Here is an 18,063-nt window from a genome sequence, read left to right as displayed (position 1 = left end):
TCGAGGGTGCGCCGCCCGCAGGGCAGCCAGAGCAAGCGTGCTCAGCCGCCATGGCACAGTTGACGCCGTGCCTACTCGCGAGACCCCTGTCGTGATCGCCGGTGGTGGTGCCGTCGGCTTGGTCGCCTCTATTCTGCTGTCCCAAGCTGGAATTGAGCATCTGCTCCTTGAGACTCGGCTGCACGCCTCAACTCATCCCAAAGCTCGCGGAATTTCAGCGCGGTCGATGGAGATTCTGCGCCGTATCGGGGTCGAGGATCAGGTCCGCGCAGCGGGGCTACCCGCCGACCACGTCGCGATGTATCGCGGGGCGAGTTTGATCGATCCTGCATTCGTGCGCACCACCGTCGACGCCGACCCGCGCCGGGTGATCACCCCGTCGCCGGGTGTGATCTGCTCGCAAGATGTTCTGGAAGCCCTTCTTGCCGATAAGGCGCGCCAGGAGGGTGGCGACCAGATCCGGTTCGGGCAAACACTGTTCAGCTTTGACCAGCATCGCGATGGAGTGCGTTCACTGGTCAAAGATGCTGCTAACCAGCAGATCTGGGAAGTGGAGTCACGTTATCTGGTGGGGTGCGACGGGGCTCGCAGCACCATTCGCCAGAACTGCAACGTCCCCATGGACGGACAGAACGGCCTGGGTCACTTCACCAGTGTGCGCTTTAACGCTCCGCTGGCCCAGGTGGTGGCCGATCGGGTGAGCGCCTCCTATTTTTTGACCCCACCGGCGCGCGGCGGATTCATGGCCATCGATAACGACAGCCACTGGATCTACCAGTACCCCTTCGACCCCACCGTCGAAGACCCCGCCAGCTTTGACGAGCACCAGTGGATAGCACTGATCCGCGCCGCGGTCGGCATCGATGATCTCGAGGTCGCCGTGCTCGACATCATGGATTGGCGCATGGACGCCTGCCTTGCCACCACCTACCGAGCCGATCAGGTGCTACTGGCCGGGGATGCCGCACACCTAACCCCGCCCACCGGCGGGCACGGCATGAACCTGGGTATCGGCGATGCGGACAATCTCGCCTGGAAACTAGCCGCCGTGCTCTCCGGTCAGGCCAAGACGGCACTGCTGGACACCTACCAAACCGAACGGCGGCCGATCGCCGCTCAGATCATCAATATCGCCACCGACAACGCCCGCGCCCGGGGCGGCTACCGCTTCGATGACGAACTGCTGCTCAGCGCCACCTACGTCTCAACAGCCGTCATCACGGCCGACACCGGCGCAGGGTCACATCTGAACCCCGATGGCTACACCCCCGGCGCCCATCCCGGCCAACGTCTACCCCACATCTGGTTGCCCGGATCCGCCCAAGCGCAATCCACCCTCGATCTAATCGGGATCGGGTTCGTACTTCTGCACGGGCCCACCGCGGCCCAACACTGGCAACACGAGACCAGCCAGGCCGCCCGCCACGGCCTACCAATCAACGACCACCCGCTGCCGGCCCAGCAACAGTGGCACGCGTTCGCAAGGCTGTGCGCACTCACCGAAACCGGCGCACTACTCGTGCGCCCCGACGGACACATCGCCTGGCGCACCGACGTGACGCCCGAACAGGGAACACTCACCCCGCTCCTCAACGCACTACTCGGGAACTAACACTCAGGTCGCGCGCACACCCCCGCACTGTCCGCCGGCCCAAACCGCCCAACATTCCCGAACCGAGCGCCACAGAGAGGTCAACTTTCGCGGAACCGAAGGCGGTCATCTTTCAGAAACCGGTGACACCATCGGCCCCCGGCGGGGAGGCGACGGGCATGCAGCACTGATTGATTCAGCTGATGACCAACAATGACGGACGTGCCAATTGCGATCCACTCGATTTACGGTGGCGCAGGACTCGACATCCATCGATTGGGTGTCATCCCGGATCGGTTTCATCCGGTCAATATCGCGACATTGAAAATCGCCCGCGTCCGATTACACCGTCGTATCGTAAAAGCTCCCAAACCGCACCTGGCTGGGAACGAGGGTGAATGTGGAGAGCCTGGTCCGGGCACTCGCCGCGTCGATGGACCCAACGTCTTTGATGGGACGCATTGCTGAGCAGGCTTGTGCGTTTATGCAGAAAGCCGATGGGGCGGCCGTGACCCTGCTTCGCGCCTCCGATAACGCGTACGTGACCGTATCAGGACATGGCGTGCTGGCAAATACGCCGGGATTCGTAGAGCCCAAGCGGACCAGTATTCAGGGACTCGCGGCACGGGAAAAAACCCCAAAGCTGATAAACGATGCCTGGGTAGATCAACGACTGTCGGCACGTGTTCGCGCGATGAACAAGCAGTGGGGGACCCGATCGTGGGCCGCGATTCCCCTGATGTACAACGATGACGCCATCGGTTCACTGATGCTGGCCGCGAGAGCCACGGGCGCGTTCACTGACACAGATGTCGATGCGATGCTCGATATCAGTGAATTCGTTTCCGCGCTGATCGGCGCCCAGTCGCAACTGTCCGCACTGCTGACCCACGCGATAAGCGACAGCGACGATCGCGGACAACGCGCGCTCACGGCGCGATTCATCGCCTCGGTAATGTTGCCCGAGGCTGTAGAGACCGAGGGTCTGCGACATCGGCTAGACGAACTGTTGGAGCAGCCGAACGCTCTCAGCGCGGTCTACCAACCCATCGTCCACCTGGCAAGCGGTAAGACGATTGGCTACGAAGGGTTGATGCGCGCTCCCGCATCCTCGGAGTTGACCCCGACGCAATGGTTCAGCGTTGCCCGGCGCCTAGGCCGAGGTATCGAATTAGAGCACGCCGCGTTGCGCACCGTCCTCAGTGCTGCCGGCGACATCCCCAGTGATTGTCCACTCGCCGCCAACCTGAGCCCGAGCGCCGCCCTCGAACCAACGATCCAAGACCTACTAACAGCTCAGGACCGGCAGTTGGTCGTGGAAATCACTGAGCACGAACCGTTTCCCGATCACCTCGGCGCAGGCCTGAGACATCTGCGTGATCGCGGGATACGCGTGGCAGTCGACGACGCTGGCGCCGGATATGCCAGCTTTACCCAACTGCTGCGGTTACACCCAGACATGATCAAGATCGACGGGGAGCTGATCGCCGGCATCGACGACGATCCCGCGAAACGTGCGTTGGTGACCGCACTGAACGCGCTGGCATCCGAACTGCACGCGAAATTGGTGGCCGAGGCGGTGGAGACACCCAGCCAGCTGCAGACGCTGATTCGTCTAGGTATCGAATGCGGCCAAGGCTTTCACCTAGGGCAGCCTCAAGCGGCATCGTCACCCGGGTAGACGACGCGCAGCCGAGCGCCCGGTTCGCGACGGGAGCCGGCGCCCTCTACCAGCACGCCTCCGTATCCGATCCGTGCATATTCCACCCGTTCCGGAGAGTCCGATCGGACGAGTGACGGAAGGGGGAGAGCTCGCACTGATAGGGTCCGCCGATCGCTACTGGAGGCCACGGATGGCACGGTGTCGTTCGGTGGCTTGCCGACATTGCGGTACGGGACCTTGTTGGCCACGTTCATCTTGCGGGTGTGCAGTTCGGCGGGGAACGCCCGAGCCGTGGAGCGCAAGGAAATTAGCGACGTCGCCCGCGACGCTTGAGCGTTCGAAAATTAAGACCCAAAACCGACAGCGGCCGTTGCCGCTTTCTCGGCGTCGGCGCGGCGCAAACATTCGGTGCGGGTGCCGCGAGTCCCATATCCAGGTAAACACCCCGACCGTGAATTCGAATACTGGGCACGCCGGCGCCCGGTGGGGGGCCGATCTGTTCTCGCCGCACCGGACGCGCCGTGGCGGCGCGGGAGCAAAGCCGACGCGCTCTCGGCAAATACTCAAGAAGCGCAACGCATTTGAGACAACGATAAGGGAACGGGTAGATCACAAAGCTTGATCAATTCGTGTCTTAAACGTGACAAACGTCCTCCATTGTTATCGAAGTGAAATGAATGCAATCTGCAATTCTTCACATTTACAGGGGGGACAAATGACAGCACTGACCCTGCACCGACGCACCGCCGTTCCGGCGACGGTTTCTGCGCTCGCGATGACGCTGGGCCTACTCATCGCCAAAGCGGCGGGGCCGGCCCATGCCGACCCGCCCGCCGGCTCCGCTACCGGCTCGCTCACCGCGATCGGGCAGTCGATCTGTCCGATGTTGGTCAAGCCGGGTGCCACCCTGGCGTCCATCGCCTCGCAATTGTCCGGAAACTCCGGCCTTCCGCCCGGCATCGTCGGCGTCGTCGCCGCCATGGCGATCCAGACGCAGTGCCCGGGAATGATCGCCTCACTCGCCAACGGGCAAATGCCTTTTCCGCTGCAGGGCGGTGCTCCCGGTCTGCCCGGCCTGGGCGGCGCTCCGGGGTTGCCCGGCCTGAACCAGCCCCCGGGCGTCAACGCCGCGCCGTCCGGCACGTTTGCGGGTCGGTAGCAGACGATCACTCGCCGCATTCGAGACGGTCGCATTCCTGCGATGCGCAGCAGCGCATCGCAGGAATGCGACAGGGGACAGGCGCTGATTGCTGACCAGCCCCACCGCCTGACGCCCTGAGGCCAGTGGTTGCCGCCGACAGCAAGACCTGCAACGGATAGATGTTGTCGATGTTGCTAGTCATTGGGACAACTGCGATCACGCCACGGCCGAGACGTGTCGCGGTGGCATTGGCCCTGTCGTTGCTGACAATGACAGCTGGCCGCCGCTTACTCGCCTCACTGCCGCGGGCCGGATCCAAGTCGACCTGCCAGATCTCACCGCGCAGCATCAGTAACGCCAATCCTCAACGGCGCTCTCCTAAGCCGCAGAATCCTCGTCTGCAGCCCTAGGGGAGAGACGGCCTTGCATCTGTCGATCAACGGGGGGTTGATGTGGTCCGCCGCACAGTAGACTTCCGAACACGTTCCGAATATCATGTCGATATGACCACGAGAGCCCTCCGCGCCACCACGCGCCGCTCCTCGGACCTGAGCAAGCACTCAGCAGAGGTGTTCGCCGAGGCCGAGGACCACCCGGTCACGGTGACTCGGCGCGACGGCGAGGCACTCGTGCTCATGTCGCAGCGCGAGGCGGAAAGTCGCAACCGTATGCTCCAATTCGCCGCGCAGCTCATCGGCGTGGCGGTGGACGACAACGGTCCGCTCGCCGAGCGGATGTCCAGGGCCTTTCCATGGATGCTCGCACTGTCACCCGACGACCGGGCCACCTGCGCCCAGGACCTCGTCGACGCCGCGCGGGCGTCGTTCTCCACTGACCAGCCTCATCTGGTGCTCGCGGAACTGACCTCGTGGAAGGAGACCGCGACCGCCATCGCCGCCGGGCTCAACAAGGGCGAGCCGGAGTGGTTGGACGATGACGACGCCGTCGTGAAGCGGCCGTAGCCGTGGCCGCCAAGCGCGGCGAACTGGTCCCTCGTCCTCCGAAGAAGATCGAGTACGAGATTCGCTACGCTAGCGCCGACGCAGCCAAGGGCTGGCAGGACCTCGCCGCAACAATCCGCAATCCCCTCGCGGAGGCCTGGGACTTTCTGACGCGAACCCCCCTCGCCACGACACCAACCAACTACCCGCTGCGCGGCGAACTTGGCACGATCGCCCGCGGGGGCAAGATCCAACGAGCGCTGGCAGCACAAGCCAACGCTCAAGGGCACTGCCCGCATCTGGTTCTTCGGCGAGGACCGCACGGTGTACCTGGAGCAGGTGCATACCAGTCACCCGAACGAAACAAAGTAGGGCAGGTCACTGCCCGGACAGGTTGTCATCATTATCCGAAACCCGACAACTTGAACCTAGAATGGAGGACGGCGAGAATCGTTGGGCAGCAACGCAATATGGTGCACTGGTAACCCGCAATATCCAATCGGCCATTTTCGTTCGATGGGCTCAGACAGAAGCCGTTCTCATCCCCGATATGGGGCATGAGCTGATGATCGAACCTGGATGGCAAACGGTCGCCGTGCAGATCGAATCCTGGCTCAGCCAGCGAGGTTTCTAGAGCCGCCAGCGATCCGGCCGCCGTCCCGCTAAGAGGAGAGGCGCCCAAGTCGCCCATTTTCGCCTGGTAGGTGGCCACGACGGCGGACACCGAACCATCGGCAAGTAGGTACCGAGTCGCAGAAATAGGGACGACGCTGTGATCGCGCAGCTCGCCGGTCATTTCATCGTCGTTGTCCTCGATGGAGGAGCGGCTCAGACTTGCAGGGTAGGGGTGAGTGCGGCCTTGAGGATTGTGGTGTCGCGGGTCGCGATGGTCAGATTCCGGCGCAGCGCCTGGGCCACAATGACGCGATCGAAGGGATCTTTGTGATCCCAGGGGAGCCGGCCGGCCAGGATGGCATCGGCGGAGTCGATGGGCAGCTCGGCCGTGCTCATATCAGCGATGATGTCGCTCCACGCTGACAACAGTGCTTCGCCGTCGAGGCGACCAAGCCGGGTCTTGATGGCGATTTCCCAGGCCGAAGCCGCCGTCACCCAGACGCTTGTGTTCGGATCGGAGATGATGGCCAAGGCCGAGGTATCCACGTCAGAGGGCGTGCTCACCAGCCACAGCAGCGTATGCGTGTCCAGCAGGACATTCACGAATCGGCGCCGTCCCAGCGTGCGAGTTCGGACTCAGGCAGCGGTTCGTCAAACTCGTTGGGCACCAAGAGATTCGGCAGCTGACCGAATTTGCGCGGTACGGGCTGCACCGGAACGAGCTTGGCGACAGGCCGACCGTGATTGGTGATCGTCACCGCCTGGCCGGTGCGTTCGACGTCGGCCAGCAGGGCATTGAGGCGGTTCTTGGCGTCAGTACTTGTCACTGTCGTTTCCACGGCAACCAGCGTACCCTAAAATACGCTAGTACCGCTAGCGCGATTAGCGCGCGTTTACTGGTAACCCTATTGACCAGGCAGTCGGCGGCGTACTCGACGCGCCATGGCCCTCACGCATGGGGACGGTGAGCGGAAGGCCCTGTGCCGCAGGTGAAACGGCGGGAGGTGCGGCAACCGGCAAGGGGGACGGACGATGATTCATCTGATGCAATATGCAGCGGTTTACTGGTAACCCGCCATATTCGATCCCGCCGTATTCCACGTGAATCGAGCGCCGACGCGAGCGCTAGGCGTGGTCTTTATAGTGGCACGGGTTCCACTGAGGAACGATCCAGGCGCGCATGTTCTGTTTGCTACAGGCGCCACACCGTTTGTCGGTGGATAGGCGCTGCTGGGTTGCCGCTGCTGGGTCAAAAAGTGCTCATGCGGACCCAGCGGTTGTCTTACAAAACGTCGTACACTGTTGATATGGCTGACACCATTACCTTCCGGCCGGACGAGGACACAGCGAAGGCGCTGGAAGTCCTGACCAAAGACGGCACGGCTGTGTCCGCAGCCGTTCGATCTGCTCTCATCGATGCCGCACGTCGGAAGGCCAACGCGGCGATTCGCGCCGAGGCAGAAAGGCTTGCTGAAGACGAGTCCGACCGCGCTGAGGCCATGCAGGTGCTGCGCGATATGGAGACGCTGCGTGCGTGGTGAGGTCTTTCGGTTGCATGCCCCGCGGGGGAGTCATGGTCACGAGCAGTCCGGTTCCCGATACGCCGTAGTAGTCCAGTCAGATCAACTGCCGCTGTCGACTTGGCTGGTTGCACCGACGTCCACGTCGGCTCGTGCCGCCAGCTTCCGTCCCGAGGTTGAAATCGGCGGCGTGAACACCCGGGTACTTGCCGAGCAGACCGCTGCGGTCGACCCGAGCCGGCTCGGCAAGAGCGTTGGATTCCTAAGCTTCGACGAAATGCGCCGCGTTGATGCGGCACTGCGTATCGTCCTCGATCCCTAAGCGCCCAACCGTCAAATTCTGATGAAAACAGTTGGGGCGCAGCGCAATATGCAGTGGTTTGCCGGTAACCCGCCATATTCGATTCGGTCGTATTCCTCCCCATGCGCCGCAGGGCATCACTCAAGGTGCGGCGGGGGAGACGCACTGATTGCCGGAGTGGCTGCAGCTGGATCAACCGGAAAGTCCCTGCAGAGGTTTCGAGCCAAGTTAGTTTGCTGAAGCGTGCAATGGGCGTGGTGCATCAGCGTTTCCTCGGTTCGGTCGATTCGAGCGACGAGTGCCAGTTGTGTCGCTTCCATAGCGGTCTGTTCCCAGGAGACATCGCCGATGAGCGCCGTCACGGCATCAACATCGTCGAAGATTCCCTCGACGTCGGCGTTGATGTCCTCGGCGATGACAGAAACGCCGTAATCGACGAGTTGTCGGACAATGGCTAGGCCTACTCCGCTGGCGGCACCCGTCACGATGGCCACCTTGCCTTCAAGGTCGTCACGAAGGTAGTTGGGACTCATGGCATCTCCTGCGTGGCGGTTCAGTTCGTTACCGGCTGGTCGCGCAGCTGGCCCGAGTGCAGCGCATCCCAACCGGGATCGATGGGAAGGTTGATGCCGAACTGGTTGGCGAAGATGTCGCTGATCAGCTCGTAGCACGAACCCATGCGGACGACCTCCATGGTGGAGAAGTCGATCATTGTCGACGAGCGGCGGTATAGGTGATACCTGCGCAGGCCATAGTCGATGACCAGATCGACCGCGTCGATGATGGGCTGTTCGATGTCCTGCACGCGGAATTTCGGTCCGGTACCAGTGAGGTTCGCTGATGACCCCAGCAACGGCACGCCGTTGCGGTGTGCGATCTGGACCACCGCATCCTGAAGCGCGCCAGCGTTGACCAGCATCGCCAGAGTGTCGCCGACAGTGCTTGCTGCGAGCGTCTCGGGCTCGATAGCCGCTACCACGGGGTGGGAGGCGTCGTAGGGTCCGACGACCGCCAGTGGAAGACCCGCGTCGAGTACGACGGCGTCCACGATGTCCTGTTCACGTCCGCCGAGCTGGTGGACCTCGCGGTGAAGTTCGTAGTTGCCCGCCATCGCATTGCGCTTGTGCGCTGCCCGTCGCTTGGCCCGAAAGAGTCGCAGCAACGTCTCGGAGGCGCTGGCGATGACCCCATAGCCGATGTCGTTCGGCGTAATCACGGCGCCGCCGGCTGCCACCGTCTCGTAGATGCGCTGCGCATCGCTGAAAACGTCGTATCTGCTCATGGCCTCTCCGTTCCCCTGGCATCGCTGGCCTCTTGATGCCAATCTGGACAGAGCACCCAAGACCGCGCAAACTTGGTTTCGTCAGCTGAAACCAACGAGGTGCGATGACAAGGCCCCGGCAAACGGCGCAACGTGCCCAGCCAGACCTTCTGCGGAGGCCGCTGCGGGTGCTCGAAGCGCTTGCAGCGATGGAACAACCCGCCAGTTTGCTCGCGATCGCGTCGGCCGTGGGGTTGTCCAAGGCCGGTGCGTACCGTGTGTTGCGCGCCCTACAGGACGAGGGTTATGTCGACCATGCCGGTCGCCGTGGGTACCGCATCGGAAGCCGATCGATAGCACTGGCGTCGCTGGTGGGCCCGCGTCCTGCGTTGTTGCAACATGCGCGTCCGGTGCTGTCCAGGCTGGCCGCCACTGCTCAGGCGACCGCAACAATGCATCTTCGCAGCGGCGAGCACCGGGTCCTCGTGCTCGGCGCCGAGCACAACATGGCGCTGCAGCGTCAGGGCGTCCACATCGGGGAGCGGGCGCCGCTCACCTCCGGCTGCAGCGGCCGGGTCATCCTGGCGCACCTCCCCGTCGAAGAAGCCCACGAGGTCGTCGCGACACACACTGTCGGCAAGTCACGCAAAGAGCTCCAGTGCGAACTCGATAGGATCCGCGCCGACGGCTATGCCCTGTCTTTCAGCGAAAATCACCCCCACTTCAGCGGAATCGGTGCCGCCCTACTCGACCCGGACAACGGCCTTCCGCTCGGGTCAATCGCCGTCGCCGGACCCGACCAGCGACTGCCGGAGGGGGCACTGCGCGAGCTTGCCAGGCCGCTGATCGCGGCGTGCGATGGACTCGCACCACGCCTGGCGGCACTGCTCGGACCGAATTCCTCGGAACGCCTCGAAGCCCTTGACGTCACAATTCAGGACTTAATGGAGGCTGCGCGCGGATGACGGTCAGGGGTATCTCCTAGTTGGTTGCGCCAGCTGAAACTTAGCTGGCGGGCTCGCGGCGCATTGATCACAGTGAACTCAGCCCAGGTCAGCCGCCGGTGCTCCACCCCTTAGATTGCCGACACCGCCGGGCCGCAATCCCGGACCCAACGGTGCTTCCGAAAACCATCGCTGAAGGACAGAACATGTCAAACAATTTGCAAAAAGTTCGCGCGTCGACCGATGCCAACCACTGGTTGCTGACCTATTGCACTGTGCGAGCGGTGGTTTCGCTGGTATGGGTCGCCGCCGTCCTCACCATCGGATCCAAGTCTGCGTTAGTCGCCGGTGCATTACTGCTGATCTACCCGGCGTGGGATGCGCTCGCCAATGCTATCGACGCTCGGAAAAACGGTAGCCTGAACGGGAATTCGAGCCAGACGTTCAACACGGCCGTCAGCAGCCTGGCCACCGTCGCGGTGGCTTTCGGCCTCGCTGCCGGCATGAACGTCGTGCTCGGCATCTTCGGTGTCTGGGCTACCCTGTCGGGCTTGCTGCAGCTGGCAACCGCTGTGCGCCGATGGAAACATGTTGGCGCACAATGGGCGATGATTCTCAGTGGTGCGCAGTCCGCGATCGTCGGTGTGACGTTCGTTTGGAAAGCCGTCGCCCAGCGCCGCCGATATCGCGCCCTATGCCGCATTCGGCGCCTTCTACTTCTTGGTGTCGGCAATCTGGTTGAGCGTGTCCCGTGCACGCAAGCGACGCCTTGACTCTCGCGAAGAGGCTTCATGAAGACCATCCTGATCACCGGAGTCAGTAGTGGCCTGGGGCAAGCGTTCGCAGTCGCTGCACTGGCGGCGGGACATCGTGTGGTGGGCACGGTGCGTAAGCCCAAGGACGCAAAGGTGTTCGAGGATCTTGCCGCGACGGATCGGGCGCACGCCTTCTTACTCGACGTTACAGACGACGCGGCCGTCTTTGCGGCGGTCGCGGATGTCGAAGCGACGGTGGGCCCCCTCGACGTTGTCATCGCCAATGCCGGCTACGGCGTCGAAGGGGTCTTCGAGGAGACGCCCCTCTCACAATGGCGGGCACAGTTCGCCACCAACGTCTTTGGTGTCGCGGCAACGTTGCGGGCGTCGCTGCCGTTCATGCGGGCCCGCCGCGCTGGGCACCTGATGGCGGTGACCTCGATGGGCGGGCTCGTGGCCGTTCCCGGGATGTCGGCCTACTGTGCGAGCAAGTTTGCCGTCGAGGGCATGTTGGAAAGCCTTCGAAAAGAGGTCTCCGGGTTCGGGGTCCGCGTCACCGCTATCGAACCGGGGTCGTTCCGTACCGATTGGGCCGGTCGCTCGATGACGCGTGCCGACCGTGCTATCGCTGACTACGACACGTTGTTCGATCCCATTCGCGCCGCGCGACTCGCCGCCAGCGGCCACCAGCTGGGTGACCCGGAAAAGGCAGCCAAAGGCGGTGCTGCAGATAGTCGACATGCCCGATCCGCCAGCGCACCTGGTTCTGGGTTCGGATGCCCTCCGGCTGATCGGCGAGGCCAGGCGTGTCGTCGACGAAGATATTCGGAGATGGGACGGCCTCTCTCGCAGTACGGATTTCGACGACCGCGTATAGCGACGTGACCGATAGCGCTCTCGGCCCCCGTTTTCGGTTCGGCGGATGTCGCCGATGTCGGCATTGACGAGTTCTTCTGCCCTCAGTCCGGCCTGCACGGCGGTGAAGACGATCGCGCGATCGCGCTCGGGCCAATCGCTGCGGCGGGCTGACCCCTGGTCGGTGTCGATGGCTGCCACCAGTTCGGTAACAGTGTCCGCTGCATAGCTTTTCGGGAGGGATTTCGGCACTTTCGGATGACCGATGAGCGGCATGGGGTTGGCATCGAGCAGCTCTGCGGTGTAGAGGAAGGTACACAGGGTGTTCCACGTCGACCAGCAGCGACGGATGGATGCCGACGCGTGTACGTCGGCGTAGACCGCGAATGCCGCACGCAGGTTGTCCTTGGGCAGATCGATCGTCGCGAGGTTGGCGACTTTGTCGAGGCTGCTCACGATGAGTCCGGCGATGGCCTCGTACTTCCCGGGACGCCGACGGATCACTCAATCGAAAAGTCGGGAATCGCAAGTACACGTTGCGCGTTCTAACAAACTATGGGCAATTTTAGAGAAGTTGGAGCGTTCGGTGTCCGGCGACGATAACGACGAGGTGTACCGCTGGGCGCCGGCCGACCTTGGCGAACTCGAAGAGTCGGCCGTGGGCGGTTCACCCGGTTTGTCGGCCGTCAATGACGATGTGATTCAACAGTTTCGAAACAACAACGGGACAATCGTCGAAGGGTTGTTTGTTGGTATGCGCCGGATTGTTGTTGCACACAGTCGGGGCGAAATCTGGGGCGCCGCGGCTGAACCCGCTCTACAGGTTCGATTTTCAGGGACGTTGGTACGTCATTGGCTCGGATGGCGGAAGCGCGAGAACGCCTGCCTGGGTATTCAACCTCAGGCAGCACTATTCAGTCCCTTAGCGGGAAGACTCGACGGCGGACAATGCCGGTAATCGATGCCACGTTGCTTCAGGTGAGCGCTTAAGACGGGGCCGAATTTCGTTGGCGGTCAACCGTCAGATCCCATGCTCGGACTTGATGGATTCTGCTGCGTGCTCCCCAATCACGACACATGGCGCCATCGTATTCGCAGTGGTGATTCGGGGCATGATCGAGCCGTCGGCGACTCGCAGGTTCTCCGCGCCGTAAACCTTGAGACTGCTGTCGACCACGGACATCGGGTCGCGCCCCATTTTCGCCGTGCCGACCTGATGCCAATACGTTGTGGCGGCGTTACGAATGAATTCTTCCAGCGCGGCGCCTTTCAGGTTGCCCGGCATGACTTCCCGTTTGGCGAACGGCCGCACCGGCGCAGCATTGCCGATTTCGCGGATGAACTCGACGCAGGCCATTGCGGCCCGTAGATCGTCCGGGTGCGAGAGTGCGTTCACGCTGACCTCCACCGCGTCGTCCGGATCGGCGCCGGTCAGCCGGACTCGCCCGCGGCTCTGCGGATGTGACAGCGCGGCAAACAGGATCCAACTGGCGTCGGGAAGCCCGTACCGCGCGGCGTTCTCCGGCGTCGTCTTGGGAATGGCACCCTCGCAGGCGAATAGGTCCGGGCTGTCGAGTTCCGGCCTGCTCGCCCAAAACACCGTTGCCTCTGACCTGAAGTTCTGAGGTGGCGGCGGCTCGTTGAACTCCCACATGCAGTCGAAACCCAGGTGGTCGTGGTAGTTCTGGCCGACGCCCGGTAGATGCAGCCGGACGGGCAACCCGACACGACGCAATTCCGTCTGGTCGCCCACACCCGACTGCATCAGTACCTTGGGGGTGTGGATGGCTCCGAGTGAGACCACTACTTCGGTGCCTGCGGCGAACAGACGGAACTCGCCGCGGTGCGCCACTGTCACGCCAGTGACCCGGTTACCCTCCCAGACAAGCTGTTTCACGACCGCGTCGGTCAGGACCGTCAAGTTCGGGCGATCCATAAAGGGATAAACGTAGGAACGGAACACCGATTCACGTGAACCATCGCTGCGGACCCGCAGATCGGTGATAGACGAGCCGGCCGCGGCCTCCATCATCTGCCCGTTCGGGCTTTCGAAGGTGGGAATGCCCAGTGAGCGGGCGGCGTCCACCACCGCGGGGGCCAGGGGGTGGCGATTGGGCGCGGGCTGAACGAATACCGGGCCCCCCGTGCCCCGATAGTGGGGGTCGGGATCGCCATGCCAGTCCTCGATACGGCGATAGATGTTCAACACCGACTCGTAGCCCCATGCGGGGTCGCCGCTCTCCGCGGCAAAGAAGTCCCAGTCGCTGCGATGGCCGCGCGCCCAGATCATCACGTTGATGCTGGAGCTGCCGCCGAGCACCTTGCCCATCGACAGTGGCAGCGTCCGGCCGTGCAGGTTCGGATCCGGCGCGCTCTGGAACGCCCAGTCCCGTGGGCCCCCCAGATTCGTGTGCCAGAGTTCGGCCGTCCACACGCTGGGGAGGTCGTCGCTGCCGCCGGCCTCCAGGAGGAGAACGCTGACAGCAGGGTTCTCGGCGAGTCGGCGCGCGACTACCGAACCCGAGGAGCCGGCCCCGCAGACGACGAAGTCATACCGGACCGGCAGGTCGGCCGCCCATCGCTGCTGGTTGGCGCGAATCCGTTCGGCCAACTCGAAGTTCGCCGTTGAATCGTCATAGGTGGGTGTCTTCACAACCGGTCTCCGTAACGTTGCTCTGCTGTAGCCGTATCGTTGATACAGCTCTACCGTAGCATCGGTATGATTGCTGTGATATCACTGCTAACCTGGAGGCTATGGATATCCGGGCACGCATGCTGGAAGCCGCCGAGACTCAGCTCGCCGCGTCACCGCAGAACGACATCTCGACGCGTGAGGTCTGTGAGGCGGTGGGAGTCGGGTCCCCGGTGCTTTACCGGCTGTTCGGGGACAAGAACGGACTGCTGACCGCGGTCATCAACCACGCATTCGAGCGGTATCTCAGCGAGAAGCGCGCCGAGCCGCCGTCGGATGATCCGGTCGACGACCTGTACACGGCCTGGGACAACCACGTCGCGTTCGCGATGGAGAATCCCACCGTCTACCGCCTGGTGTACGCGCCGCAATTGACGGAGGTGCCGGGCGCCGCCAAAGAGACGCGGCAGCTGCTCTACGACCGGCTGATCCGCTGTGCGGAAGCGGGCAAGCTGAAGACCTCTCCAGACGAGGCCGCCCAGGCCATCATGGCCGCCTGCGTCGGCGTCGCGCTGAACGTCCTGTCCCAACCCGAGATCTACAGCGACCCCGGCTTATCCGCGCGAGTTCGAGACGCGATCCTCCGCGAAGTGACGGTCCCCGCCGAGCCAAAATCCACCCATAGGGGAACCCGCCCGGCGAAACCCGTTGCGCTACAGCTTGCGGCGTTGATTCGGCGCGGTGATACGCCGTTGACGACGCCCGAGACCAACCTGATGCTCCAATGGCTCGACACCATCGCCGCTGCGGACAACCCGCACGGGGGGTAATCCGTTCGGGCGTGCCCGTCGCCCCCACCAGTACCGGCCATGTCGCAATCCCTCGCTCGACATCCCACGCCTCATGACCTAGGTCGTCTCTGGCAGATCCGTATCATCAACCGAGAAACACCACGATCGCCGCGCCGTCGCGTTTCCCGCCTCCATAAACAGTCCTTCAACACACATAGGCGAGGGAAGAGCGCGTAGAACAGCGGGAAGCCGCCCGGGTAGCCCGTCATGCGATGCCGATTGCCGCCGGCTTCGGTCATCGGTGGGTCGTGTCGAGGAACGGAAGCTGGGTGCGATCCCTCGGGCGCAGACCCGGATTGCGTGTCGACGTCACGACTTTCGGTCATGAGCGATTCCAACCGAGCCCTGTTGACGGGACAATCTGGGATGGCTTGGGCACCCCATGATGGCGAAACAAGCTTTGTACATCTGATTGGTTTGTCATTGGTCGACGAAGCGTGCGGGTGTCGGCGGCGAACTGAGCGTGGTGCCGGAAAAGGATTCCATAGCCGGTATCCGGATAGATGATGACGGTCGCCCATTCGGCCGACTGGAAGCGCGCATCTGGATCGGTGTGCGTGGGCGTATTCGCACTGAACCTCTCGTATTGCAGAACTTATCATCGTTACGCTATCATCGTACCAACGATACGGCCGGCAGTTCAGCCGAGCTGCCGACCATATGGAGGTTTTGGTGAACAATCCGACTCGATCGAGCGGGTCTGGACCATTTCGTGTTCCTCGAGCACGCCGATGACGTGAGCGGCGTCTGGCGTGGCAATGATTACCCTGGCGCTGAAACAGACGGCCGATCCGCCAGATGACAGCAAGCCCCATAGTGCTTTCGGCGTGCCACCATTTTACGTCCAGACCAGATAGGGAAGCCATCGTGAATGTTTTGCTGGAGTCGCGTTATGACGTCATCGTCTGTGGGGCCGGGTCCTCGGGGTCGGTGGTCGCCGCTCGGTTGGCCGAAAACCCTGATGTGAAAGTCTTACTCGTCGAGGCCGGCGGCAGCGATGAGGTCCCCAGCGTGTTCGACGCTGCACAGTGGCCGTCGAATCTCGGCAGCGAACGCGATTGGGGTTTCGAATCCGAGCCGGAAGCGCAGCTTGGTGGGCGCTCGATCCCGTTTTCGATGGGCAAAGTGCTGGGCGGCGGGTCAAGTATCAATGTGATGGCGTGGGCGCGCGGACACCGTAGCGACTGGGACTACTTCGCATCACAATCGGGCGAGGCCGTCTGGGGTTACCAGTCGGTCCTGCAGTTGTATCGGCAGATCGAGGATTGGCATGGTGTCGGCGAGCCGAACCATCGGGGCAGGGGAGGACTGGTGTTTGTGCAACCGGCACCAGATGTGCATCCGCTCGCGACGGCGATACTGGAGGCGGCACGGGCCTGTGGCATCCCGACCTACCAAAGTCCCAACGGACGCCTGATGGAAGACATCCGCGGCGCCGCGATCATCGATCTGCGGAGCCGCAACGGGAAACGACTGTCGGTGTTTCGCACCTATGCCGGCCCCTATTTGGACAAGCCGAACTTGACCGTGTTGCCCCAAGCGTTGGTCACTCGCGTGGTCTTTGACGGCGATCGGGCCAGCGGAGTCGAAGTGGTGCATGCGGGCCGGGTACATCGTGTGGAAGCTGACGCCGAGGTCGTGTTGTCGCTTGGTGCAATCCACACGCCGAAGGTATTGATGCAGTCCGGCGTGGGAGACGAAGAGGAGTTGCGAAGCGTGGGAGTCACACTCCGACAGCACTTGCCCGGAGTCGGACATAACTTGCAGGACCACTTCGGATTCGATTGCGTGTGGGCATTTCCCGAGACCGTGCAGAGCAGCACTCTGCCAGGCGCTTCGCTGTTCTGGGATTCTGCAGGCGCCGGCATTGAAGGACCAGACCTGTTCGCTTGTATGGTGCCCTTCGGCAAGTCCACTCCCGAGAACGCCGCCAAATACGGAGTGCCAGAGAACAGTTGGATTCTGTTCGGTTCACCAACCCACCCCAAAAGCCGAGGGCGCGTGCAGTTGTCCGGCCCCAACCCCACCGATCCCGTCCGCATCCAAGCCAACGCACTCTCGGATCCCGACGACCTCAAGACGGCGATCGCCTGCGTGGAAACCATGCGCGAGATCGGGAACTCTGCCGAACTTCGTCAATTCGTCGCACGCGAGGTCATGCCGGGCGACCTGTCCGGCGCTGAACTGGAAGCCTATCTGCGTGACGCGGTGACCACCTATTGGCACGAGTCGGGGACGGCGAAAATGGGCCGCGATTCCATGTCGGTGGTCGACGGACGCCTGAAGGTCTATGGCACCGAGAACTTGCGCATCGCCGACGCATCGATCATGCCGCGTATCACCAGCGGCAACATCATGGCTCCCTGCGTGGTAATAGGCGAGCGGGCGGCACAGTTCATCAAGACCGAGCACCGGATGTGACAGCAACACACCCTCGTTGGCATGTCTGTACCGCGTGCGGGAGGGCACGCCGACGTTCGTACCACCTTGGAGAAGAAAACGCGATGACCGGACTCGCTATATCCCGGCAGCGTGAACTGGGCCGCTACCGGTTTCCGGGTCGACATGATGGAGGTCGCTGCGATGTGTGAGCACAACCCAGCGGTGATCGAAGAGTTCAGGGTTAGTGGTGGCCGAGTCGGCGGTCAGTTCGCCGACGTCGCTCCATGGATGGAGAGGCCTCCAAAATTAGGGGGGTTTCAGCGAGTCCGGCGACGAGCACGCCGAAGCTGTCCACGCTGATGTGCGCGGTGCGTGTAGGTCCATCGTGAAATGAAACTGATTTCGTTCACCTGCCGTAAGCCGTATTTGGCCATATCTATCCGAAGCAGCAGGAGAGGACACTTCGGGTGCCACATGATTCATCAGATGAATACGGCGTACTTAACTTGACATAATGTTGCTTATCGGCACGACCTTGGGTTACTTACACCTGCACGGGGCCCGGCCCGAGAACACTCTGTCCGATCTGGCCTGAGTCTGAATCCATGACT

General features: G+C 62.6%; 18 protein-coding genes and 1 pseudogene. 12 read left to right on the top strand and 7 right to left on the bottom strand.

What is annotated here, in order from left to right; genetic code table 11:
• Positions 1-67: 67 nt before the first annotated feature.
• The 3 genes from SKC42_RS12270 (at position 68) to SKC42_RS12260 (ending at position 4,413) form a co-directional block, all read left to right on the top strand.
• A complete protein-coding gene (locus SKC42_RS12270; RefSeq protein ID WP_330964577.1) occupies positions 68-1,612 on the top strand; it encodes an FAD-dependent monooxygenase in 1,545 nt (514 codons plus the stop codon).
• 379 nt (positions 1,613-1,991) lie between these two features.
• Entirely contained in the window at positions 1,992-3,272 is a 1,281-nt protein-coding gene (locus SKC42_RS12265; protein ID WP_330964576.1) for a sensor domain-containing phosphodiesterase, read from the top strand.
• A gap of 697 nt (positions 3,273-3,969) precedes the next feature.
• Complete coding sequence (locus SKC42_RS12260) at positions 3,970-4,413, top strand: DUF732 domain-containing protein (RefSeq protein ID WP_330964575.1); 444 nt, start codon at positions 3,970-3,972, stop codon at positions 4,411-4,413.
• 88 nt (positions 4,414-4,501) lie between these two features.
• Here the strand turns inward: SKC42_RS12260 and SKC42_RS12255 are convergent.
• A pseudogene (locus SKC42_RS12255) lies at positions 4,502-4,747 on the bottom strand (type II toxin-antitoxin system PemK/MazF family toxin); the annotation flags it as partial.
• A gap of 151 nt (positions 4,748-4,898) precedes the next feature.
• Between SKC42_RS12255 and SKC42_RS12250 the strand changes: the two are divergent.
• Positions 4,899-5,357: a prevent-host-death protein gene (locus SKC42_RS12250; protein ID WP_330964574.1), complete on the top strand. Its 459-nt coding sequence runs from the start codon at positions 4,899-4,901 to the stop codon at positions 5,355-5,357.
• A 382-nt stretch (positions 5,358-5,739) separates the two neighbouring features.
• Here SKC42_RS12250 and SKC42_RS12240 read toward each other — a convergent pair whose 3' ends face one another.
• The 3 genes from SKC42_RS12240 to SKC42_RS12230 are packed head-to-tail and all read right to left on the bottom strand — an operon-like array spanning position 5,740 to position 6,778.
• Complete coding sequence (locus tag SKC42_RS12240) at positions 5,740-6,132, bottom strand: hypothetical protein (protein ID WP_330964573.1); 393 nt, start codon at positions 6,130-6,132, stop codon at positions 5,740-5,742.
• A 32-nt stretch (positions 6,133-6,164) separates the two neighbouring features.
• Entirely contained in the window at positions 6,165-6,554 is a 390-nt protein-coding gene (locus tag SKC42_RS12235) for a type II toxin-antitoxin system VapC family toxin (protein WP_330964572.1), read from the bottom strand.
• A complete protein-coding gene (locus tag SKC42_RS12230) occupies positions 6,551-6,778 on the bottom strand; it encodes a type II toxin-antitoxin system Phd/YefM family antitoxin (protein WP_330964571.1) in 228 nt (75 codons plus the stop codon). Before SKC42_RS12230 ends, SKC42_RS12235 begins: the two co-directional genes overlap by 4 nt.
• Before the next feature lie 480 nt (positions 6,779-7,258).
• Here SKC42_RS12230 and SKC42_RS12225 point away from each other — a divergent pair, with 480 nt between their 5' ends.
• Together SKC42_RS12225 and SKC42_RS12220 are read left to right on the top strand one after the other, a co-directional pair.
• The gene (locus SKC42_RS12225; RefSeq protein WP_330964570.1) at positions 7,259-7,492 is read left to right on the top strand and encodes a hypothetical protein; all 234 of its coding nucleotides are present in this window, start codon (positions 7,259-7,261) and stop codon (positions 7,490-7,492) included.
• Positions 7,482-7,793 carry a type II toxin-antitoxin system PemK/MazF family toxin gene (locus SKC42_RS12220; protein WP_330964569.1) on the top strand — a complete coding sequence of 104 codons (312 nt, stop codon included), beginning with the start codon at positions 7,482-7,484 and terminating at the stop codon, positions 7,791-7,793. Before SKC42_RS12225 ends, SKC42_RS12220 begins: the two co-directional genes overlap by 11 nt.
• 116 nt (positions 7,794-7,909) lie before the next feature.
• On the opposite strand, the gene SKC42_RS12215 is transcribed toward SKC42_RS12220, so the two are convergent.
• Positions 7,910-8,305 carry an SDR family NAD(P)-dependent oxidoreductase gene (locus SKC42_RS12215; RefSeq protein ID WP_330964568.1) on the bottom strand — a complete coding sequence of 132 codons (396 nt, stop codon included), beginning with the start codon at positions 8,303-8,305 and terminating at the stop codon, positions 7,910-7,912.
• 20 nt (positions 8,306-8,325) lie between these two features.
• A complete protein-coding gene (locus SKC42_RS12210) occupies positions 8,326-9,054 on the bottom strand; it encodes a Sua5/YciO/YrdC/YwlC family protein (protein ID WP_330964567.1) in 729 nt (242 codons plus the stop codon).
• A 104-nt stretch (positions 9,055-9,158) separates the two neighbouring features.
• Between SKC42_RS12210 and SKC42_RS12205 the strand changes: the two genes are divergently transcribed.
• The 4 genes from SKC42_RS12205 to SKC42_RS12190 all read left to right on the top strand — a co-directional run bounded on the left by SKC42_RS12205 (position 9,159) and on the right by SKC42_RS12190 (position 12,545).
• A complete protein-coding gene (locus SKC42_RS12205) occupies positions 9,159-9,998 on the top strand; it encodes an IclR family transcriptional regulator (RefSeq protein ID WP_330964566.1) in 840 nt (279 codons plus the stop codon).
• A 185-nt stretch (positions 9,999-10,183) separates the two neighbouring features.
• Positions 10,184-10,750, top strand: coding sequence for a DUF308 domain-containing protein (locus SKC42_RS12200; RefSeq protein WP_330964565.1), 567 nt, complete (start codon positions 10,184-10,186; stop codon positions 10,748-10,750).
• Positions 10,751-10,768: 18 nt separating this feature from the next.
• A complete protein-coding gene (locus SKC42_RS12195; protein WP_442932107.1) occupies positions 10,769-11,617 on the top strand; it encodes an oxidoreductase in 849 nt (282 codons plus the stop codon).
• A 427-nt stretch (positions 11,618-12,044) separates the two neighbouring features.
• On the top strand, positions 12,045-12,545 hold the full coding sequence (locus SKC42_RS12190; RefSeq protein WP_330964564.1) for a hypothetical protein: 501 nt from the start codon (positions 12,045-12,047) through the stop codon (positions 12,543-12,545).
• A gap of 63 nt (positions 12,546-12,608) precedes the next feature.
• Here the strand turns inward: SKC42_RS12190 and SKC42_RS12185 are convergent, their stop codons facing one another.
• A complete protein-coding gene (locus SKC42_RS12185) occupies positions 12,609-14,186 on the bottom strand; it encodes a GMC family oxidoreductase (RefSeq protein ID WP_330964784.1) in 1,578 nt (525 codons plus the stop codon).
• Positions 14,187-14,341: 155 nt separating this feature from the next.
• On the opposite strand from SKC42_RS12185, the gene SKC42_RS12180 reads away from it, so the two are divergent.
• Positions 14,342-15,049: a TetR/AcrR family transcriptional regulator gene (locus SKC42_RS12180; protein ID WP_330964563.1), complete on the top strand. Its 708-nt coding sequence runs from the start codon at positions 14,342-14,344 to the stop codon at positions 15,047-15,049.
• Positions 15,050-15,937: 888 nt separating this feature from the next.
• Entirely contained in the window at positions 15,938-17,491 is a 1,554-nt protein-coding gene (locus tag SKC42_RS12175; protein WP_330964562.1) for a GMC family oxidoreductase, read from the top strand.
• Positions 17,492-18,063 lie beyond the last annotated feature (572 nt).

Origin of the sequence: Mycobacterium sp. 050134 (assembly GCF_036409085.1) — a bacterium.
GTDB lineage: Bacteria > Actinomycetota > Actinomycetes > Mycobacteriales > Mycobacteriaceae > Mycobacterium.
Note: the sequence above shows the minus strand (reverse complement) of the source record. Positions and strands in the feature narration are given on the sequence as shown.